This is a genomic window from Nonomuraea sp. 10N515B (genome assembly GCF_052245915.1).
GTDB lineage: Bacteria > Actinomycetota > Actinomycetes > Streptosporangiales > Streptosporangiaceae > Nonomuraea.
The window spans coordinates 12804-29577 of record NZ_JBQQBQ010000093.1; the positions used below are offsets into that span (position 1 = coordinate 12804).

Here is a 16774-nt window from a genome sequence, read left to right on the forward strand (position 1 = left end):
CTCACTCCCACCGGAAGAAGCGCACGGCCAGGCCCCCGAAGACCACCAGCCCGCCGACCATCACCGCCAGATGCAGCGGCTGCGGGGCCTGGCCGACCCAGGCGTCCCTGATCGCCTGGGTGACCGGTCCGGCCACGGAGAAGTCGCTGATCCTCCGCAGCGCGTCCGGCATGACCTCGTGCGGTATCCACACACCGCCCAGGAGCATCAGCGGCTGCATCACCACCGCGCCGATCCCGGGCGCGGTCTTCCCGTTGGGCGCCAGTGCGGCGATCACCAGCCCGATCGCCAGCAGCGCGGCGGTGCCGAGCAGGAACACCAGCACGAACCACCCCCAATGCCGCGGCAGCGCAGCGCCGAACACCAGCCGGGCCGACACGATGAGGACGGCCGTGGCGATGGTGCCCGTGCCCAGGTTGATCAGGAGCTGCACCACCAGCAGCCGTGCGGGATGCACGGGCGTCGTCGACATCCGCTTGAGCACCCCTTGCTCCCGGTACGACGTCAGCACGGCCGGCACCACGCTGCAGGCCAGCACGAGCAGCGACAGCAATGTCATCATGGCGGGCAGCAGCGCGTCCACGCCCCGTAGTCCGGCCGAGCCGGTCTTGGACAGCGCCGGGATGCTGAGCCCCAGCACGACCAGCAGCATGACCGGCAGGCCGATGGTGAACAACATGGTCGGCCAGTCACGCAGGTGGAGCTTGGTCTCCACGAAGAGGATCTTCCTCATGACAACTTCCTTCCGGTGAGCGCGAGGAACGCGTCGTCGAGCGTGGCCTGTTCGGTCCGCAGGTTCCCGGGAACGATCTGGTGCCGGGCGAGGGCGAGGGTGACCGCGGGCGCGAGGTCGCCCGACCCGCTGACCGTGATCTGCTCGCCGCTCCTGCTGACCTCACGCACCTCGGGCAGGGCCAGCAGCACGGCGTCGTCGACCGGCGCCGAGGGCCGGAACAGCACCCGCTGCTCGCCGCCCACTTGCGCGATCAGCCCGGCCGGTGTGTCGGTGGCGACCACCTTGCCGGCGTCGATCAGCGCGAGCCGGTCGCAGAGCCGCTCGGCCTCCTCCATGAAGTGGGTGACCAGCACGATCGTCACCCCCGACTCGCGTATCTGCTCGACCAGCTCCCACGTGTCCCTGCGGGCCTGTGGGTCAAGCCCGGTCGTCAGCTCGTCGAGCACCGCGACGCGCGGCCGGCCAACCAGCGCCAACGCCACGGACAACCGCTGGCGCTGCCCTCCGGACAGTTTCTTGAAGGTGGTGTCGCGCTTGTCGCCGAGCCCGACCCGCTCCATCAGCTCGGTCCAGTCGGCCGGGTCGGGGTAGAAGGAGGCGTAGAGGTCCAGAGCCTCCCACACCTTGATCTTCTCCGGCAGGGCCGCGCTCTGCAGCTGCATGCCGAGCACCCGGCGCAGCTCGTCCCGGTCCCGCTGCGGGTCCAGCCCGGCCACCCGTACGGTGCCGCCGTCCGGCGCCCGCAGGCCGGCGACGCATTCCACGGTGGTGGTCTTGCCTGCGCCGTTCGGGCCGAGGACGCCGAAGATCTCACCCTCGGCGACCTCGAACGACACGTCGTCGACCGCCAGATGGTTCGGATACTGCTTGCGCAGGTTCCTGACCTCGATGATTTTCATGGCATCGACGCTAGGAACGCGGGAGGTGTCGCGGAATCTCGTTAGCTGCCCAGCAAGGGTGTAGCTAGGTGCAGTGACCGAGGCGCCCTCGCTGTCGCAGACTGAAGGCATGCTCTTGCGGAGGTTAGGTCAGGTCACGGTGCTGCTCGCGCTGCTCGTCGTCGAGGTGCCGCTGATCCTCCTGTCCGTGGTCATGCTGGTCCTGGCGGTGGCGATGGGCATGGTCTTCCTGTTCCAGCCGCAGGTTCGGATGGTCAGGAGGCTGGCCGAGCTCAACAGGCGGCTCCTGCGCGCGTGGACGGGCATCCCGATCGAGGCCCCCTACCTGCCCAAGCCCCCGCCTCCCGTGCCGGGACCGGACGGGATGTACCGCTCCGATCGCACCCTCTACCGGACGCCGCGCATCCCCGCCTGGAACGATCGCTGGAAGTGGATGATCACTGACCCGGCGACCTGGCGCGACGACCTCTGGCTGCTGCTGGACCCGCTGGCCAAGGCGGCGTTGCTGCCGCTGCTCGTCCTGGCCCCGGAGCTGGGCCTGCGGCTCTACGCGCTCTGGAGCAACCTGCTGCTCGGCGCGACGGCCGCGAGCCGTCTGGCCAGCCAGGTGAGCCATCTCAAGCGCACCCGCAACCTGGCGACCGACTCGCAGGCGGCCGAGATGCGCAGGATCGAACGCGACCTGCATGACGGCACGCAGGCCAGGCTGGTGGCGATCGGCATGACGCTCGGCGCCGCCGAGGAGCTGATGGACAAGGACCCGTCGGCGGCCAAGGCGCTGCTGGCCAAGGCCAGGGACGCCTCCTCCGACACGCTGACCGAGCTGCGCAGGGTCATCCGTGGCATCCACCCTCCGGTGCTGGCCGAACGCGGACTGGGCGACGCCGTCCGCGCCCTGGCCATGGACAGCCCGATGCGGGTCACCGTGGACGTCGACCTGCCGCACCGGCCGGAGGCGCCGGTCGAGGCGGCGGCGTACTTCGCCGTCAGCGAGCTGCTCTCCAACGCGGCCCGGCACGGCGACGCCAGGTCGGCGGCCGTGGACCTCAGCTCCAACGGCCCTGACCTGCGCATCACGGTCACCGACGACGGCATGGGCGGGGCCGATCCGGCCAAGGGCAGCGGCCTGTCCGGCATCGAGCGGAGGCTGGCGGCGTTCGACGGTGTGCTCGCGCTGAACAGCCCGCCCGGCGGCCCCACCACGGTGACGATGGAGCTGCCCAGGGCGCTGCCCGAGCACTGGTCGGGCGACCTGGGCAGGCTTCCCCGCCGAAAGGCGATCCTGCTCGGCTTCCTGTGGGCGACGGCCTGGTGCCCGACGTTCCCGCAGGGGTTCGTGCCGGCCATCTTCAAGATCATCGACTTCGACGAGAAGTCCTGGTTCCTGGCGCTGCACCTCCCCGAAGTCTGGCAGTGGCCGACGATCATCGGCATGATCGCGCTCGGGCTTAGCATGCACGTCATGGCCATTCGTATCCCCGCGACCCACAACAGGGAGCGCTGGATGGTGGAAGCGACCCCGACCAAGCCCTGGCGTCCATGCCGATGAACCGCGTGCTCATCGCCGAGGACCTCTACCTGCTCAGAGACGGCCTGGTGCACCTGCTGCAGGCCCACGGCTTCGACGTCGTCGCCGCGGTGGAATCCGGCCCCGAACTGCTGAAGGGCCTGCTCGAGCTGCGCCCGGACGTCTCGATCGTCGACGTGCGGCTGCCGCCCACGTTCACCGACGAGGGCCTGCAGGCGGCGCTCGCGGCCAGGAAGTCCGTGCCGGGCCTGCCGATCCTCGTGCTGTCCCAGCACGTCGAGCAGCTGTATGCCCGCGAGCTGCTGGCCGACGGCTCAGGCGGGATCGGCTACCTGCTCAAGGACCGGGTCTTCAACGCCGAGCAGTTCATCGACGCGGTACGCAGGGTCGCCAAAGGCGGCACCGCCATGGACCCGGAGGTCATCGCCAAGCTGCTGGCCAGCAACGCCAGGCACGAGCCGCTGGCCGCGCTCACGCCGAGGGAGCGGGAGGTGCTCGAGGCCATGGCGGAAGGGCGCTCCAACGCGGCGATCTCCCAGCGGCTCTACCTCAGCGAGAGCGCCGTCGCCAAACACACCGCCAACATCTTCGCCAAGCTGGGCCTCGCGCCGTCGGACGACGACAACCGGCGGGTGCTGGCCGTGCTCGCGTACCTCAACAGCCGCGGCTGACAACGTGGCCCTGAGTTGTCGGTCCTCTCGGATATTTTCATAGAGGCACGGCGCGACGAAGGGGTGTAACAGGTGAAAATCCGGGTTAACCGCGATGTACTCGCAGAGGCGGTGGCGTGGGCTGCCCGAGTCCTGCCCAGCCGCCCTGTAGTGCCCGTCCTGTCCGGGCTCCTGCTGGAGGCAGGCGAGGATCTGAGCCTGTCCGCGTTCGACTACGACGTCTCCGCCCGGGCCGTGATCGACGCCGACGTGGCCGAGGAAGGCAGCGTGCTGATCCCCGGCCGGCTCTTGGCCGAGATCAGCCGGAGCCTGCCCGCGGACGACGTGGAGATCGTCACCGAAGGCCCTGAGGCGGTGCTGACCTGTGGCAGTGCCGAGTTCGGGCTCGTCACGATGCCGGTCGAGGACTTTCCGAGCCTGCCCACGATGCCGCCGGCCATCGGCGCCGTCGGCGGCGGCGTGTTCGCCTCGGCCGTCGGCCAGGTCGCGCCCGCCGCCAGCCGCGACGACACGCTGCCGATGCTCACCGGCATCAGGGTCGACATCGACGGCGAGTCCGTGGCGATGGCGGCGACCGACCGCTACCGCATCGGGGCCCGCGACTTCACCTGGCGTCCGGCCAGTCCTGACGTGGCCGTCTCCGCGATGGTGCCGGCCCGGGTGCTGGTCGAGGTGGCCAAGTCGCTGCGCGGCGGCGAGGTGTGGATCGCGATGGGCGACGGGGTGGCCGGGTTCGAGAGCGTGGGGCGCAGCACGACGGTGCGGCTGCTCGACGAGCAGTTCATCGACTACCGTGCCAGGCTGACCAACGACTGGTCGATCAGGGCCGACGTGCCGGTGACGCCGTTCGTCAACGCGATCAAGCGGGTGGCGCTGGTGGCCGAGCGCAACACCGCCATCCGGCTGTCGTTCACGCAGGGGCAGGTGCTGATCCAGGCGGGTGGCGGCGACATCGGGCGCGGCACCGAGGTGGTCGAGTGCGAGCTGCGGGGTGAGGACATCCAGATCGCCTTCCAGTCGCAGTTCCTGCTAGATGGGCTGGTGGGGATCGAGAGCGACCTGGCCCGCATCAACATGGAGTCGCCGACCAGGCCCGCCCTCATCCAGGACGTTCCGGGCGACGCCGCCCCGTCCTTCCGCTACCTGGTCATGTCTCTCCGCCAGCAGTAAGGACCCTGCGGCTTCGCGCGGGAGACACATTCTGCCCGGGGGGCCGTGCCTCCCTGCAAACGCGGACCGGCCGCTTCGGCCGGGGGAGGGCGGGGCGCCGGGGCGGGGTCAGTCCCGGGGCGGCACGTCGGTGCGGTCCTTTCCGGTTTGGCGGTCGGCCACCGCCTTGAAGACCCGCTTGAAGTCCGCATACGCCTGCTCACCCACGGCCTGCGCATGCTCCGCCTCCACCGCGGCGAGGATCGCGTCCGACTTGGCCATGTGATCGCGGCCCTTCTCGGTAGGCACGATCAGCTTGGCGCGGCGGTCGGCCGGGTCCGGCCGGCGTTCCACATACCCGAGCTCCACCAGCTCGTCCACCAGGGTGCCGATTACCTGCTTGTGCTGCCCGGACTGTGCCGCCAGGTCGGTGGCCCTGCTGCCTTCCTCGTCCAGGTAGGCGATCACCGCACCGTGCCGTGGCCGCACCTGCGGATGCCCCTGCTCGCTCAGCCGGCTGAACAGCTCCCGCTGCAGGCTGAAAAGGGTCCGGCTGGACAGGATGCCGAGATCGGGCTCCTCCTGCTTGCGCTGGCTCCTGCGCACCTCACAGCCTCCATTTAGTCACTAATCTTGACCGTCATCAATCATTACTATATTGTCGTGGCATGACGACAACGGTGGAACTCACCAGGTTCCGTGTCGCACTCGAGCAGGCCGACCTGCTTCTGGCGGCACGCCCGCGGATGGTCGCGGACTTCCAGGCCGATCGGGCGGGATTCCTGGGCGCCAAGCTGGTCCGCGTGTCCGACGGCGAGTGGCTGGACATCGTGGAGTGGCGCACGCCGGAGGACTTCGCCGCCTCCCGCGCCAAAGGCGCGAACCTGCCTGGCATCCAGGCCTTTTTCGATCTGATCGACGAGCTCGTGTCCATGGAAGAGGGGACAATACGATGACCATTTTGATCACCGGTGCCACCGGCACCGTTTCCAGCGCAGTGCTGCGGTCCTTGGCGGGCACGGAGGATGTGCGGGTCCTGGTGCGGGACGCGGCGAAGGCGCCGTCCGGTGTGGAGGTGGCGGTCGGCGACTTGCACGACCCCGCCACGCTCGGCCAGGCGTTCAAGGGCGTGGACACGTTGTGGTTGCTGACCGCGATGGGCCCGCAGGCGCCCCACGCCAGCATGAACGCCGTCTGGGCGGCCAGAAACGCCGGGGTGGGCCACATCGTGCGCATGTCGGCCATCGGCGCCGCCCACGACGCGCCGACCCGCAACGGCCGGCTGCACGCCCTGTCCGACGTCGAGCTCGCGGCCTCGGGTCTCGGCTGGACCGTCATCCGCCCGGCCTTCTTCATGCAGAACCTTTTCGGCTCGGTGAACGGCGACACCCTCTACGGCGCGACGGGCGAGGGCCGGGTGAGCATGATCGACGTACGCGACATCGGCGACTTCGCCGCCGCGGTCCTGCGTGATCCGGCGCCGCACAAGGGCAAGACTTACACTCTCACGGGCCCGGCCAGCATCTCACTGGGGGACGCGGCCGCCGCACTGAGCGAGGTGTACGGCACGCCGATCGACTACCAGCCGGTCACCGTGGACGACGTGGAGCGTGCGATGCGAGCGGCCGGGCTGTCGGAGTGGGACGCGGCGGTCACCAAGGAATACCTCACGGCGTACGCGCAGGGTTGGGGCGACTACACCACGCCGGCGTTCACGGACGTGACGGGCCGCCCCGGCAGGTCATTCACCGACTTCGCGAAAGATCACGCCGACCGGCTCAGGATTCGGTGAGCGCGATGAGGATGTGCTCCATGCAGGCGTGCCCGGCCCGCTCGGCCGCCGTCGCGTCCCCGGACGCGATGGCGCGGGCGATCGCGTCGTGCGGGATGTAGGTCTTGTTGAGCGACGTGCCCGCCGCCGTGATGCTGGCGCGGAGGGCCGCCGAGAAGTCCTCATACAGGTCGATCAGCACGAGGTTGTGCGTGGCGTGCGCGACCGCCATGTGGAAGGCCAGGTCGGCCTCGACGAAGAAGTCGGGGTCGTCCAGCTCCCACGCGCGGTCGCGCTCGGCCAGCGCCGCCTCGATGTGGACGATGTCCTCGTCGGTGCGCCGGGTGGCGGCCAGGCGCGCCGACTCGACCTCGAGCGCGCGGCGTACCTCGAGGATCTCCAGCTGCTCGGCCTTCTTCAGCCGCCGCAGCATGGCGCCGGACAGCTCGCTGGTCGCGCGGACGTAAGTGCCGTCCCCCTGACGGCACTCGAGCAGCCCGGCGTGCGTGAGTGCGCGTACGGCCTCACGAACGGTGTTACGACCCACTCCGAGTTGCTCGGCGAGCACGGTCTCGGTCGGGATCTTGCCGTTCATCTGCCACGACCCTGAGGTGATCTGCTCCTTGAGCTGGTCGATCACCTGGTCGACAAGCGAAGCCCGCTGCGCCGTACGCAGACTCACAGTCCGCCTCCTCCGGGGAAACCAATCATCCTATGAGTCAATGACTGGTAGACCCTAATTATTCCAGACTCAAAAGCCAAATCTGGAGCTCTCCGGAGGTTCAGCGGGAAACTATGGCGTCGACCGTGACTCCCGCCATGGCGGAGCGGACTCCGGCAGCTTCGAGGGCCTTACGATATGCCGCCGTCTGCTGCGCCACGGACCCGACCCTGCCGTAGAGGTCGCCCAGCTCGCGCCAGCAGCGAGCGACCTGCCGGTCGGTGCCGAACACCGGCCGGTCCAGCGCGCTCAGCATCCGGGAAGCCGCGGCGAGGTCCGCCGTGGCGTCCTGGCCCTGATCGAGCGCCACGGTGGCGAGCACGAGGCGCGCCTCGACGGGCGTGATGCCCGCGTGGTCGGACGACGGCTCCAGCGCCGCATGAGCCAGCTCGGCGGCCCGCACGGGGTCGCCGGCCCGCAGTCTCACCCGCGCGTGCACGATGAGGCTCTCGCCGTGTTCGCGGGTGGCGCTGGGGAAGCCGGCGAAGACCTGGGAGGCGGCCGTGATGAGCCGCTCGGCCTCGTCGATCGGCGCGGTGGCCATCCTGGACCAGTGCATGGCGGCCCGGGCCAGCTGCAGCGCGAGCCGGGACGCGCGACCAGCCATGATCGCGTCGTCAGCCAGGCGCACGGCCAGCGCGGAGTCCTCGCCTGCCGCGGCTGCGGCACTCGCGTGCCACAACGTGCGGATCTCTCCGGAACGGTCCATAACTTGTGGTACGCCTGCCGTGTCCAGCACCCGCTTGACGTATGCCAGCTCGGGGGAGCCGCTCTCCCGCTCGCCGCGTGCCTCGATGAGCGCGGTGGCCAGGTCGACGGCGATCTCGCCTTCGGTGATGGACAGTCGCTCGGCCTGCTCCAGCGCGTATGTGGCCAGGTCGCGAGCGCGCAGCCGGTCGCCGGCCCGCTGGTAGCAGCGGCTCAGCGCGATGGTGAGCGGGAGGTCGGCCAGCCGCTCGGGGTGAGCCGCGGCCTCTCTGCGCAGGCGCTCGAAGGCCTCCACCGCCTGGCCGAGGCGACCCTGGGCCTCGAGGGCACGGGCCCGGCCGAAGCGGGCCTGTGCGGTCAGCATGGCGTTTTCCTCGTCGGCTGCCTTCACGATCTCCGTGAAGCGGTCCGCGGCGACGATGGCGTCGCCGTGGTGCAGCTCGAGCTCGGCATGGCGCAACCCGAGCTCGGTGTCGATGCGCTGCCGAGGCTCGATCCCGTGAAGGAGGAACTCGGTCGTGCATCCAAGCCGCTCGGCCAGCAGCCGAGCCACGACAGGAGTCGGCGTGCGCTTGCCCGACTCAATGAGCGAGACATAACTGTCAGACAGGTCGGGTCCGGCCAGCTGGGCCTGTGACATCCGCCTGTTCAGCCGCAGTCCACGGACGCGGTCACCGATGGTTCCCTGACTCGGCATCTCATCTCTCAAGGCGGGGAAGGGTCAACAACACGCAATGATTGCATGAAGTAGCCGAATCTGGTATCCCCGCGTGAAGAATTCTCCACCCGGGGATTAATCGTCGCTGTCGTCCTTGCTGGGGAAAAGCATCTGGCAGACCTCGAGGTAGAGGGTCTCCGGATACGGAATGTACTCAACCGTTGACAGAGCTTGGTCTTGTCCGGCCGATTCCAGGATGAACTCACCGTAACCGAGCATGCGCCCAAGGAGAGTTCTCTGGAAGCTCATGTCGGTGACCTTGCCCAAGGGCATCATCGCGACCTTGCGAGTAATGAGGCCTGTGGTGAGCAACATCCGTTTCGAGGTCACCACAAAGTAATCGACCGACCACTCCGCGACTTTCCATACGAAACGGATCAACAGCAGGAGCCACAACCACCACACGACGACCAGCGCCGTGCCGCCTCCTTGGTTGTCGCCGAAGAACTTGCTGAGCAGGCCGGCGACGATCAAGCCGGCGAACACCTCGGCAACCGGGCGGAGCAGGATGGCGGGATGCCGCCGCACCATGAGGTGTTGTTGTTCGGTGGGGAGGAGGTAACGACTGACCGACGCCGGGGCGGAGTCCCCGTGGGTCACAAGTCTCATGAGAGACTGTTCACGAATTGGGCCAGCGAGTCGGCCGCGTTGACCACCGTGTCGAACGCCCCCTTCACCGCGTTGGCGGCGTCAGTTGGTCGGGCCAAGAGGTAGTACGCCACAAATGCGATACCACCGTATGTAAGGACTTTTTTGACCTGCACCGTCGCCTCCGTGCCACTTACCCACTCCACCCGCCGTATACATTACCCACCCCGATGCCGGGGTAAAGGTGACTTGGCGGGTTGGTTCTGATCTTGTTAGCCACGTTCGCTCGCCACCAGGGCCAGGACGTGGAGGTGCTTGCGCGCGATGCGTTCGACAAGGCTCGGATGGGCGTAGCCGGTGACCTCCAGCGCGCCATAGTGCGCCGCCTCGACGCAGCGCGTTACCGTGGTCGTGGAGTGAACGCCGGCGAACTCCTCGCGGAGCATCGCCTCGACCTCCGCGTACGGAGTCGGATCCGCCTCGATGTGCTCGTTCACGAGGACACCTCGGCACCGGGCATGTAGCTCATCGTGCTCCCCCACGCGCATGCGGAAGTTGCCTTCCCGTCTCTTCGTACCCACTCAACCACATTATGTAACGAAGCGACGACGGAGAGTGATGAAATAGGGATGCCTCAGACGACGCCGTAGAGGCGGTCGCCCGCGTCGCCGAGTCCGGGCACGATGTAGCCGTTCTCGTTGAGCCGCTCGTCAAGGGCGGCGGTCACGACGCGGATCGGCTTGCCCGAGTTGGCGAACACCTTGTCCATGTACGCCAGCCCTTCCGGGGCGGCCAGCAGGCAGATGGCGGTGACGTCCACGGCTCCCCGGTCGAACAGGAACTGCACGGCCGCCGCCAGCGTCCCGCCGGTGGCCAGCATGGGGTCGACCACGAAGCACTGCCGCCCGGACAGATCGTCGGGCAGACGCGTGGCGTAGGTCTCCGCCTGCAGCGTGGACTCGTTGCGGATCATGCCGAGGAACCCCACCTCGGCCGTGGGGAGCAGCCTCGTCATGCCGTCGAGCATGCCGAGCCCGGCCCGCAGGATCGGCACGACCAGCGGGTAGGGCCTGGCCAGGTGCACGCCCTTGGCGGGCGCGACGGGCGTCTGGACGGTGATGTCGGTGACCCGCACGTCGCGGGTGGCCTCGTACGCCAGCAGCGTCACCAGCTCGTCCGCCAGCCTCCGAAAGGTGGGCGAGTCGGTGCGGACATCGCGCAGCGTGGTGAGCTTGTGCGCCACGAGCGGATGATCAACAACGAGGGTCTCCATAGAGGACAACGGTATCTTGTGGGGCAAGTGACAGCACCTCGCGGTATTGGTTTTGATCACAATTTGGTCGGAGAGGCACACGCCTAGTGGCCGGTTCTGGAACGATTGGGTCCTGGTGATATCTGTCGGGTCAGAGATCGGGTGGGCATGGCGATGACAGACGAAGACGCGCTCGACTTCGCCATCGTGGTCTATCGAGAGGATGATCGCTGGGATGCCGAGCTGCTGCCTGTCACGCTCACGTCCGATCTGAAGGGACTGATCCACGCACTGCGGCAGCAGCCCAGCGAGAGCCCCACGATCGGCCTGGTCGCCGTGGGGGACGAGTTCTTCGTGGCGCTGCGGGTGCTGGGTGATCGGGTCAGCGTCTTCCTGTCCGACATCGCCGCCTCATGGGATTTCCCGCTGGCACGTCAGGCGCTCGACTACCTGGACGTGCCCGTACCGGATGAAGAGGAGCTCGACGAGATCCTCCAGGACGAGGAGACCGTGCTCCCCGCCGGAGATCTGTCGATCTTCGCAGATCTCGGGTTGGACGAGATGGAGCTGGGCATCCTCTCCGGCGACATCGATCTGCTTCCCGAAGATGTGTTGTCCAGCATCGCCGCGCGGCTCGGCTTCTCTGAGCCGTTCGAGCGTGCCATCGAATCGGTCTTCGGCTGACCCCCTGGAGCGCGGACATGGCGTCCAACACCTTCTCTGCTGCCTTCGTCAGGACCTCCGACGGCTGGAGCGGTGCCGAGGTCGATCTGAGTGATGCTGAGATCGTCGACGACTTCGGCGACGCCGTCACCGAGGCGCTGGGGCTGACCGGCGACGAGCTGGCCCTGCTGTGCGTCGAGGTCGAGGACGAGTGGTTCGCCATCGCCCGCTACCTGGGCGAGGAGGAGCCGCGCGTGTTCCTGTCCGACGTGCACGCCGTGGTCTCCGACAGCCTGGGCGAGCTGTTCGCCGAGTTCGCCGGGGTGGCGCCCGACAAGGAGGGCAACGGACTCGGCATCCGCCCGGCCGGCGACTTCGAGCTGCTCAGCGACCTGGGCGTGAGCTCGGAAGAGCTGCTGGAGCTCAGCATGGAAGAGGGCCTGTTGCCTGCCGACGTCCTGTCGGTGATCGCCGAGCGGCTGTCGTTCGCCGACGAGCTCGACCGGCTGCGGTGACCCCGCCGGACCGGTGACCCACGAAGAGGCCATGCGCCTGGCCCTGGAGGAGGCCGTCGCGGCGGCCGCCAGGGAGGAGATCCCCGTGGGCGCTGTGGTGCTCGGGCCGGGGGGCGAGGTCCTGTCCGCGGCGGGCAACGACCGCGAGTCCACCGCCGACCCCACGGCCCACGCCGAGGTCCTCGCGCTCAGACAGGCCGCCGCGGCGCGCGGCCAGTGGCGGCTGAGCGGCTGCACGCTGGTGGTCACGCTGGAGCCGTGCACGATGTGCGCCGGGGCCGCGGTGCAGGCCAGGGTCGATCGGATCGTGTACGGGGCCGTCGACGAGAAGGGCGGGGCCGTGGGCTCGCTCTGGGACGTCGTACGCGATCGCCGGCTCAACCATCGGCCCGAGGTCGTCATGGGAGTGCTGGCAGGGGAGTGCTCGGCTCTCCTAAAGCAGTTCTTTGCCACTCGGCGGATCCGGTAAGCTCGTTCGCGGTGGTGTCGCCTAGTGGCCGAGGGCGCACGCCTCGAAAGCGTGTGATGGGGCAACTCATCCGTGGGTTCAAATCCCACCACCACCGCCGCTAAATTGGGCCTCCAACCTGTGAAAACGGGTTGGAGGCCCTTCGCATAACAAGATCATGGGGGAACCGTGGAGGAACGGGCCTCCGGGCGATCTTGAAATGCAGCTCCGGTGGCGGTGGTCGCCTACCTTCCGAGACGGAAGGACGCCAGACCATGGCATCGATCGAAACGCGCAAGGGCGCGAAAGCCACCACGTACAGGGTTACATGGATGACCGGTGGCAAGCGTGGCGGCGCTCGAGACAGTGAGACTTGTGATACGTACACGATCGCGCGACGCTTCAAGGCTCTAGTCGAGGCGGCCGGAGAGCAGCGGCCTGCGCCGGCGCTCGTCGCTGACCGGCACGCCGTCAAGGCGTACGAGGAAGCGGTGCGGGCCGAGGTGCGTGCCGTGGCTGGCGCGCGCACTCATGACGTGACGTGGCGGGAGATCGCCGAAGCGGTCGACATGGCGGAGCCGAACGCGTTCATCAAGTACAGCCAGCTGCTGGAGGAGAAGCGCACGGTGACGGTGCGCGGTGAGCCGCCGAGGGAGTGACAGCCCTCACGACATTCGACGCTTCCGCCGCCGAAGGAGAGTACGGGCGGTTGAGTGGGGTCACTCTCTATCCTGGGACAGCGGCTGCGCGCCGATCCACCGCTGGACGAATTCCGCGCCTTCCTCCGTGAGCTCGTAGGTGTCCTTTTTGGGGAACGGCTTCCTCGTACCGCACTTGGTCGCCGAACATCGATGGGCCGCGAAGGGGTGGAAACGATGGGATCTGGTTTATGTACCCCTCCTTCACGAGATACATGACGAGGACCTCGGAGGAGAGTGGGAGTTCGATGATCCGTTGACCTGGATGCATTGCGAACCACTCCAGGACTCTCCGCTCGACGTCGCTGTACCGGCCATTCAGAACGGCAAGGTTGGCCTTGTACTGACGGAGGGCTTTGCGGTCGAGGCCTCGCGCGTTGGTGTCCTTCTCTTTGCGGGCGTGGCACACAGCGCACAGCAAGATCAGATTCTCGAATTTGTGCTCTTTGACCTTGGCCCAGTCGTCGATGTGCTCGATCTCTAGCGCCGCCGTCTGCTTGCAGGTCGGAACTGCGCAGCGGTGTCCGGCCTCCGTGAAGACGGCGCGGGCGATCTCCGCTGGGATGTGGTCTCACCAGTTCGACATGGCGGGACTCTACGCATGCTCACGGACATTCTCGATGAGGAACCCCGCAGCACCTGCTGGTGATGATGTTCCCCGGCGAGGGCGACGAGGCCGCCGTGCACCGCTGACCTCATGACCACACCCGCAGGTCGACAAAGAGCTCCGGCGTCGTGATCACGATCATCTGGTGGCGGAGATCGTCACAGCACGCCGATAATGCCCTGATGATCCGTCAATGTCTGACCCTCCTCTCCCTGGCCTTCATCCTGGCGCCGATCACCGGTTGCGGACTGGCCAACATGGCCCTCGGCAGGTCCACGTTCACCGTGACGTCCGAGACCATGGAGCCGACGATCAAGAATGGCTCGCGTGTGTCGGCGCGGCGGACTGATGACGGTTACGTCCCGAGCCTCGGCGACATCGTCATTTACCGCGCACCGAGGGAGTGGTCCACCACTACATCTGACGGTACGTATGTCTCGCGGGTCATCGGCATACCCGGAGCGAGGGTGAAGTGCTGCGACGCCCAGGGCCGGCTGGAAGTGAACCGCAAGCCCCTGGACGAGCCCTACCTCGCCGAGCTTCCTGCGTCTGATCTGGATTTCGAGGTGTACGTGCCGCGAGACCGACTCTGGATCATGAGCGACAACCGCGGCGTCTCCCTCGATTCCCGTGCCCACACAGGCGACGCCGGCAACGGCACCATAGGAGTGTCGGACGTTGTCGGCGTGGTGGACGATGTGGCGAACTCATAGATTCAGGGCCGGCGGGTGGAGTTCGTCGCACGTCAGACGGCTTCTGGGGCGACCTCCACCGCCCGCCGGGACATGCGCCGCTCGAACCACACCGAGGCGAACGGCGGCACCCCGCAGGCCAGGCCGAGCCCGCCGCCTTCCTCGACGGCCGCACCCAGGTGACCACGAACGACATGGCGATGCTCACCCACGTCCTGCGGGACTCCCCGGCCGACCGTGGGACGGTCGAACGGCAGGTGCTGCAGCTCGTCAATCCCGACGCGCGGGAAGCCCTCAACCTGCTCGACGGTATCGAGCAGCTGAACGCCAAGCTCGACGAGATGGCCGGCAAGTCCAAGGAGGATCTGGCGCAGTGGGGGATCACCGAGGCGCGGGGCAAGCTCGCCCAAGCCGGGAAAAAGCTGACCGAACTGATAGAGCAGTCGCAGAAGGCTGGACGATCCACCACCACCCTGGACGAGGTCATTGGCCGATATCAGGCCGTACGCACCCGTGTCCTGGTCGAAGCGCTCGACCTCCCCCCGACCGTCGACCCGACCGCCTCCGGCATGTGAGGAGACGGACATGGGCGCAAAGAACGCGAAGAAGCCGCAGACGAAGCTAAAGGATCTCGCGGCCAGGGCCGGGCGGTGGCTCGGCCTGGCCGCGGCCACCGCACCCGCCCAGCAAACGCGGGATTTGCACAGAGTCGGCCGTTCTCAAGGGGAGGCACAGTCGCCGTGTGCTCTTCCACAGCCTGTCGGGCGTTACCTGCTGTAATTCTTCCCAGGGGCCTTACCGGGGATCGGCTTGGCGATGAGAGCGACGGGGATGAAGAAGCAGATCTGGCTGATCACGATGGTGAGCGTCCAGAGCGCCTTGTCGTCGTAGTGGGTGGATGCCTTGGCGTACAGCTCGTCGGGGACGCGCTCCCCGGACGGGTTCGGGGTGAGGACGGCCTCCACGAGCTCCAGTGCGATCCGTTCGGCGTCGGTGAAGTAGGGGGCGTCCTGCCATGACGCCACGGCGGTGATGCGCTCCTCTGTCTCCCCGGCCTTGCGGAGGAGGCCGGTTTGCCGGACGGTGTGGTACGTGCTGGCGACGATTTGCCCGGCCCGGAGCTGCACCAGGTTGATGGTGGTCTGCGGAATCGAGCCGTTCCGGGTGGCCTTGGTCATGGCTCCGGCGATTTGTGCCATCTCGGGGAAGAACTGGGTGGGGTCGGGCAGACGCGACTGGAGGTTTTCCTGCTTGGTCGTCGTGGGCGTGGACATGGAGAGGTTTTCCTTCTCAATCTCTGCGGTGGTCTTGGGGCTTGGATGGTGTCTCAGGAGTCCGACGACACAACCGCTGGGAATGTGAGGCGACGCGTCGATCGTCATGCCGCGGCGGCTCGGTGAGTGAGCCTGTCTCCACGGATCACGACCAGTGGTAGGCCAGGTTCACGGCTAGTGCGGCCACCGCAGTGGCGAAGAATCCGGCCCAGTTCACGAGCTTGCGGGATCCCACTCGTAGGTGCGCAAGGAGCGCGCCGAGGAAGTACAACACAAGGCTGAAGGCGGCGAGTGTCCCCAGCATGGGTATGGCGAACCCGCCCAGCAGCCCCAAGGAGCCCGCCGCCAGCAACATGCCCAGCACCGGTACCCACGACCGGGGCAGGCGCTTCATGTCCGCCTGGGCCTTTGGGAATTCGTGGCCGATCAGGTAGACGACGGCGGCGCTGCCGTTCAATACCGAGGCGAAGATGGTGACCGTGACATAAGCGGCGAACATGAGCCCTCCGTTGTGGTTGGTTGCTTCAAGAACTTCTGTTGAGAAAGCCGGTCAGTGCATCGTTGATCGCTGTGCGTCATCGGTAGGCATCGTGTGAGGGGTGGCGTGAGGTAGGACGACCACCTGAGCGTGTGCGAGGAGACGTCGTGCGCGTGGGCATGGGGAGGTTTCCTTCTCGATCTCAGTGGTGGATTGAGGCTTGCGACCTGGTGTCTTAGTAATCGGACGAAAAGACTGCCGGGAATGTGAGGCGACACGGGTGCGGGACGAGCAGGCTGGTGATCTCGGCGATGGCGTCCGGTGAGGACGTGAAGTAGCGCCGCAGATTCTCCGGTTCCTTGTGCCGCGATTTGGCCATCAGCATCGGCAGGCTCCGCCTGCTTCGCCCATGCCGAGCCTTGGTCGGGTCAGGCGGTGCGGCGGGAGCGGGAGAGTGCCAGCCCACCCAGGACCGTGCCGATCAGGCCGAGCAGCAGGGCGAAGATGGCCCCGGCCAGCCCGTTGCCGGTGCCGAAGCCGCCGGCGGAGTTGGCCGCATGCAGTCCACCGATGACCAGGCTGGTCAGCCCGAGCGCCAGGGCCGTGACGGCGCCGGCGCGCCGGTTGCCGACGCCGATACGACCCGCGGAGCGGGCTC

At 67.5% G+C, this 16774-nt stretch carries 24 protein-coding genes and 1 tRNA gene; 12 read left to right on the forward strand and 13 right to left on the reverse strand.

The genetic code is table 11. The features are described 5' to 3' along the window. Window position 1 precedes the first annotated feature (1 nt). Together ACTWQA_RS54320 and ACTWQA_RS54325 are read right to left on the reverse strand one after the other, a co-directional pair. The gene (locus tag ACTWQA_RS54320) at window positions 2–733 is read right to left on the reverse strand and encodes an ABC transporter permease (RefSeq protein WP_443166668.1); all 732 of its coding nucleotides are present in this window, start codon (window positions 731–733) and stop codon (window positions 2–4) included. Continuing rightward, the gene (locus ACTWQA_RS54325; RefSeq protein WP_443166669.1) at window positions 730–1635 is read right to left on the reverse strand and encodes an ABC transporter ATP-binding protein; all 906 of its coding nucleotides are present in this window, start codon (window positions 1633–1635) and stop codon (window positions 730–732) included. Before ACTWQA_RS54325 ends, ACTWQA_RS54320 begins: the two co-directional genes overlap by 4 nt. A 109-nt stretch (window positions 1636–1744) precedes the next feature. Here ACTWQA_RS54325 and ACTWQA_RS54330 point away from each other — a divergent pair, with 109 nt between their 5' ends. From ACTWQA_RS54330 to dnaN, 3 genes are all read left to right on the forward strand, one after another. Further along, the gene (locus ACTWQA_RS54330) at window positions 1745–3184 is read left to right on the forward strand and encodes a sensor histidine kinase (protein WP_443166670.1); all 1440 of its coding nucleotides are present in this window, start codon (window positions 1745–1747) and stop codon (window positions 3182–3184) included. Next, a complete protein-coding gene (locus tag ACTWQA_RS54335; RefSeq protein WP_443166671.1) occupies window positions 3175–3834 on the forward strand; it encodes a LuxR C-terminal-related transcriptional regulator in 660 nt (219 codons plus the stop codon). The genes ACTWQA_RS54330 and ACTWQA_RS54335 overlap by 10 nt, the downstream gene beginning before the upstream one ends. A gap of 72 nt (window positions 3835–3906) precedes the next feature. Then, window positions 3907–5004 carry a DNA polymerase III subunit beta gene (gene dnaN, locus ACTWQA_RS54340; RefSeq protein WP_443166672.1) on the forward strand — a complete coding sequence of 366 codons (1098 nt, stop codon included), beginning with the start codon at window positions 3907–3909 and terminating at the stop codon, window positions 5002–5004. A 108-nt stretch (window positions 5005–5112) separates the two neighbouring features. On the opposite strand, the gene ACTWQA_RS54345 is transcribed toward dnaN, so the two are convergent. Further along, window positions 5113–5589: a MarR family winged helix-turn-helix transcriptional regulator gene (locus tag ACTWQA_RS54345; protein ID WP_443166673.1), complete on the reverse strand. Its 477-nt coding sequence runs from the start codon at window positions 5587–5589 to the stop codon at window positions 5113–5115. 62 nt (window positions 5590–5651) lie between these two features. Between ACTWQA_RS54345 and ACTWQA_RS54350 the strand changes: the two genes are divergently transcribed. Next, window positions 5652–5939 carry an antibiotic biosynthesis monooxygenase gene (locus ACTWQA_RS54350; RefSeq protein WP_443166674.1) on the forward strand — a complete coding sequence of 96 codons (288 nt, stop codon included), beginning with the start codon at window positions 5652–5654 and terminating at the stop codon, window positions 5937–5939. After that, complete coding sequence (locus ACTWQA_RS54355) at window positions 5936–6775, forward strand: SDR family oxidoreductase (protein WP_443166675.1); 840 nt, start codon at window positions 5936–5938, stop codon at window positions 6773–6775. Before ACTWQA_RS54350 ends, ACTWQA_RS54355 begins: the two co-directional genes overlap by 4 nt. Here the strand turns inward: ACTWQA_RS54355 and ACTWQA_RS54360 are convergent. From ACTWQA_RS54360 to upp, 5 genes are all read right to left on the reverse strand, one after another. After that, on the reverse strand, window positions 6762–7436 hold the full coding sequence (locus tag ACTWQA_RS54360) for a FadR/GntR family transcriptional regulator (protein ID WP_443166676.1): 675 nt from the start codon (window positions 7434–7436) through the stop codon (window positions 6762–6764). The genes ACTWQA_RS54355 and ACTWQA_RS54360 overlap by 14 nt on opposite strands. A 100-nt stretch (window positions 7437–7536) precedes the next feature. Then, window positions 7537–8880: a helix-turn-helix domain-containing protein gene (locus tag ACTWQA_RS54365; RefSeq protein WP_443166677.1), complete on the reverse strand. Its 1344-nt coding sequence runs from the start codon at window positions 8878–8880 to the stop codon at window positions 7537–7539. A 96-nt stretch (window positions 8881–8976) separates the two neighbouring features. Beyond that, entirely contained in the window at window positions 8977–9510 is a 534-nt protein-coding gene (locus ACTWQA_RS54370) for a PH domain-containing protein (protein WP_443166678.1), read from the reverse strand. A gap of 251 nt (window positions 9511–9761) precedes the next feature. Further along, on the reverse strand, window positions 9762–9986 hold the full coding sequence (locus ACTWQA_RS54375) for a hypothetical protein (protein WP_305917528.1): 225 nt from the start codon (window positions 9984–9986) through the stop codon (window positions 9762–9764). A 137-nt stretch (window positions 9987–10123) separates the two neighbouring features. Further along, window positions 10124–10762 carry a uracil phosphoribosyltransferase gene (upp, locus tag ACTWQA_RS54380; RefSeq protein WP_443166679.1) on the reverse strand — a complete coding sequence of 213 codons (639 nt, stop codon included), beginning with the start codon at window positions 10760–10762 and terminating at the stop codon, window positions 10124–10126. Window positions 10763–10909: 147 nt separating this feature from the next. Between upp and ACTWQA_RS54385 the strand changes: the two genes are divergently transcribed. From ACTWQA_RS54385 to ACTWQA_RS54405, 5 genes are all read left to right on the forward strand, one after another. Next, window positions 10910–11425, forward strand: coding sequence for a tRNA adenosine deaminase-associated protein (locus tag ACTWQA_RS54385; protein ID WP_443166680.1), 516 nt, complete (start codon window positions 10910–10912; stop codon window positions 11423–11425). A 17-nt stretch (window positions 11426–11442) separates the two neighbouring features. Further along, entirely contained in the window at window positions 11443–11919 is a 477-nt protein-coding gene (locus ACTWQA_RS54390) for a tRNA adenosine deaminase-associated protein (RefSeq protein WP_327587136.1), read from the forward strand. A gap of 13 nt (window positions 11920–11932) precedes the next feature. Beyond that, entirely contained in the window at window positions 11933–12388 is a 456-nt protein-coding gene (tadA, locus tag ACTWQA_RS54395) for a tRNA adenosine(34) deaminase TadA (RefSeq protein WP_327587137.1), read from the forward strand. Window positions 12389–12398: 10 nt separating this feature from the next. Continuing rightward, window positions 12399–12485: transfer RNA gene (locus tag ACTWQA_RS54400), tRNA-Ser, on the forward strand. A gap of 157 nt (window positions 12486–12642) precedes the next feature. Then, window positions 12643–13026: a hypothetical protein gene (locus tag ACTWQA_RS54405; RefSeq protein ID WP_443166681.1), complete on the forward strand. Its 384-nt coding sequence runs from the start codon at window positions 12643–12645 to the stop codon at window positions 13024–13026. Between the two features lie 67 nt (window positions 13027–13093). Here the strand turns inward: ACTWQA_RS54405 and ACTWQA_RS54410 are convergent, their stop codons facing one another. Continuing rightward, the gene (locus tag ACTWQA_RS54410; RefSeq protein ID WP_443166688.1) at window positions 13094–13630 is read right to left on the reverse strand and encodes an HNH endonuclease; all 537 of its coding nucleotides are present in this window, start codon (window positions 13628–13630) and stop codon (window positions 13094–13096) included. A 170-nt stretch (window positions 13631–13800) separates the two neighbouring features. Here ACTWQA_RS54410 and lepB point away from each other — a divergent pair, with 170 nt between their 5' ends. Continuing rightward, window positions 13801–14385 carry a signal peptidase I gene (lepB, locus tag ACTWQA_RS54415; protein ID WP_443166476.1) on the forward strand — a complete coding sequence of 195 codons (585 nt, stop codon included), beginning with the start codon at window positions 13801–13803 and terminating at the stop codon, window positions 14383–14385. 32 nt (window positions 14386–14417) lie between these two features. Here lepB and ACTWQA_RS54420 read toward each other — a convergent pair whose 3' ends face one another. After that, window positions 14418–14576: a hypothetical protein gene (locus tag ACTWQA_RS54420; protein WP_443166682.1), complete on the reverse strand. Its 159-nt coding sequence runs from the start codon at window positions 14574–14576 to the stop codon at window positions 14418–14420. Between ACTWQA_RS54420 and ACTWQA_RS54425 the strand changes: the two genes are divergently transcribed. Then, the gene (locus ACTWQA_RS54425) at window positions 14565–14939 is read left to right on the forward strand and encodes a hypothetical protein (protein WP_443166683.1); all 375 of its coding nucleotides are present in this window, start codon (window positions 14565–14567) and stop codon (window positions 14937–14939) included. The two genes, ACTWQA_RS54420 and ACTWQA_RS54425, sit on opposite strands and share 12 nt — an antisense overlap. Before the next feature lie 192 nt (window positions 14940–15131). On the opposite strand, the gene ACTWQA_RS54430 is transcribed toward ACTWQA_RS54425, so the two are convergent. The 3 genes from ACTWQA_RS54430 to ACTWQA_RS54440 all read right to left on the reverse strand — a co-directional run. Continuing rightward, window positions 15132–15638 carry a carboxymuconolactone decarboxylase family protein gene (locus ACTWQA_RS54430; protein ID WP_443166684.1) on the reverse strand — a complete coding sequence of 169 codons (507 nt, stop codon included), beginning with the start codon at window positions 15636–15638 and terminating at the stop codon, window positions 15132–15134. A 145-nt stretch (window positions 15639–15783) separates the two neighbouring features. After that, the gene (locus ACTWQA_RS54435) at window positions 15784–16137 is read right to left on the reverse strand and encodes a DoxX family protein (RefSeq protein WP_443166685.1); all 354 of its coding nucleotides are present in this window, start codon (window positions 16135–16137) and stop codon (window positions 15784–15786) included. 407 nt (window positions 16138–16544) lie between these two features. Beyond that, window positions 16545–16774 (reverse strand): DUF6223 family protein (locus ACTWQA_RS54440; protein WP_443166686.1); only part of this gene is annotated, 230 nt, incomplete at its 5' end.

What these genes read in the sequence shown, in the direction of transcription:
- ACTWQA_RS54320 (WP_443166668.1), bottom strand. Translation starts at nt 733, where the DNA reads ATGAGGAAGATCCTCTTCGTGGAGACCAAGCTCCACCTGCGTGACTGG.
- ACTWQA_RS54325 (WP_443166669.1), bottom strand. Translation starts at nt 1,635, where the DNA reads ATGAAAATCATCGAGGTCAGGAACCTGCGCAAGCAGTATCCGAACCAT.
- ACTWQA_RS54330 (WP_443166670.1), top strand. Translation starts at nt 1,745, where the DNA reads ATGCTCTTGCGGAGGTTAGGTCAGGTCACGGTGCTGCTCGCGCTGCTC.
- ACTWQA_RS54335 (WP_443166671.1), top strand. Translation starts at nt 3,175, where the DNA reads ATGCCGATGAACCGCGTGCTCATCGCCGAGGACCTCTACCTGCTCAGA.
- ACTWQA_RS54350 (WP_443166674.1), top strand. Translation starts at nt 5,652, where the DNA reads ATGACGACAACGGTGGAACTCACCAGGTTCCGTGTCGCACTCGAGCAG.
- ACTWQA_RS54355 (WP_443166675.1), top strand. Translation starts at nt 5,936, where the DNA reads ATGACCATTTTGATCACCGGTGCCACCGGCACCGTTTCCAGCGCAGTG.
- ACTWQA_RS54365 (WP_443166677.1), bottom strand. Translation starts at nt 8,880, where the DNA reads ATGCCGAGTCAGGGAACCATCGGTGACCGCGTCCGTGGACTGCGGCTG.
- ACTWQA_RS54370 (WP_443166678.1), bottom strand. Translation starts at nt 9,510, where the DNA reads ATGAGACTTGTGACCCACGGGGACTCCGCCCCGGCGTCGGTCAGTCGT.
- upp (WP_443166679.1), bottom strand. Translation starts at nt 10,762, where the DNA reads ATGGAGACCCTCGTTGTTGATCATCCGCTCGTGGCGCACAAGCTCACC.
- ACTWQA_RS54385 (WP_443166680.1), top strand. Translation starts at nt 10,910, where the DNA reads ATGGCGATGACAGACGAAGACGCGCTCGACTTCGCCATCGTGGTCTAT.
- ACTWQA_RS54390 (WP_327587136.1), top strand. Translation starts at nt 11,443, where the DNA reads ATGGCGTCCAACACCTTCTCTGCTGCCTTCGTCAGGACCTCCGACGGC.
- ACTWQA_RS54405 (WP_443166681.1), top strand. Translation starts at nt 12,643, where the DNA reads ATGGCATCGATCGAAACGCGCAAGGGCGCGAAAGCCACCACGTACAGG.
- ACTWQA_RS54425 (WP_443166683.1), top strand. Translation starts at nt 14,565, where the DNA reads ATGCTCACCCACGTCCTGCGGGACTCCCCGGCCGACCGTGGGACGGTC.
- ACTWQA_RS54430 (WP_443166684.1), bottom strand. Translation starts at nt 15,638, where the DNA reads ATGTCCACGCCCACGACGACCAAGCAGGAAAACCTCCAGTCGCGTCTG.
- ACTWQA_RS54435 (WP_443166685.1), bottom strand. Translation starts at nt 16,137, where the DNA reads ATGTTCGCCGCTTATGTCACGGTCACCATCTTCGCCTCGGTATTGAAC.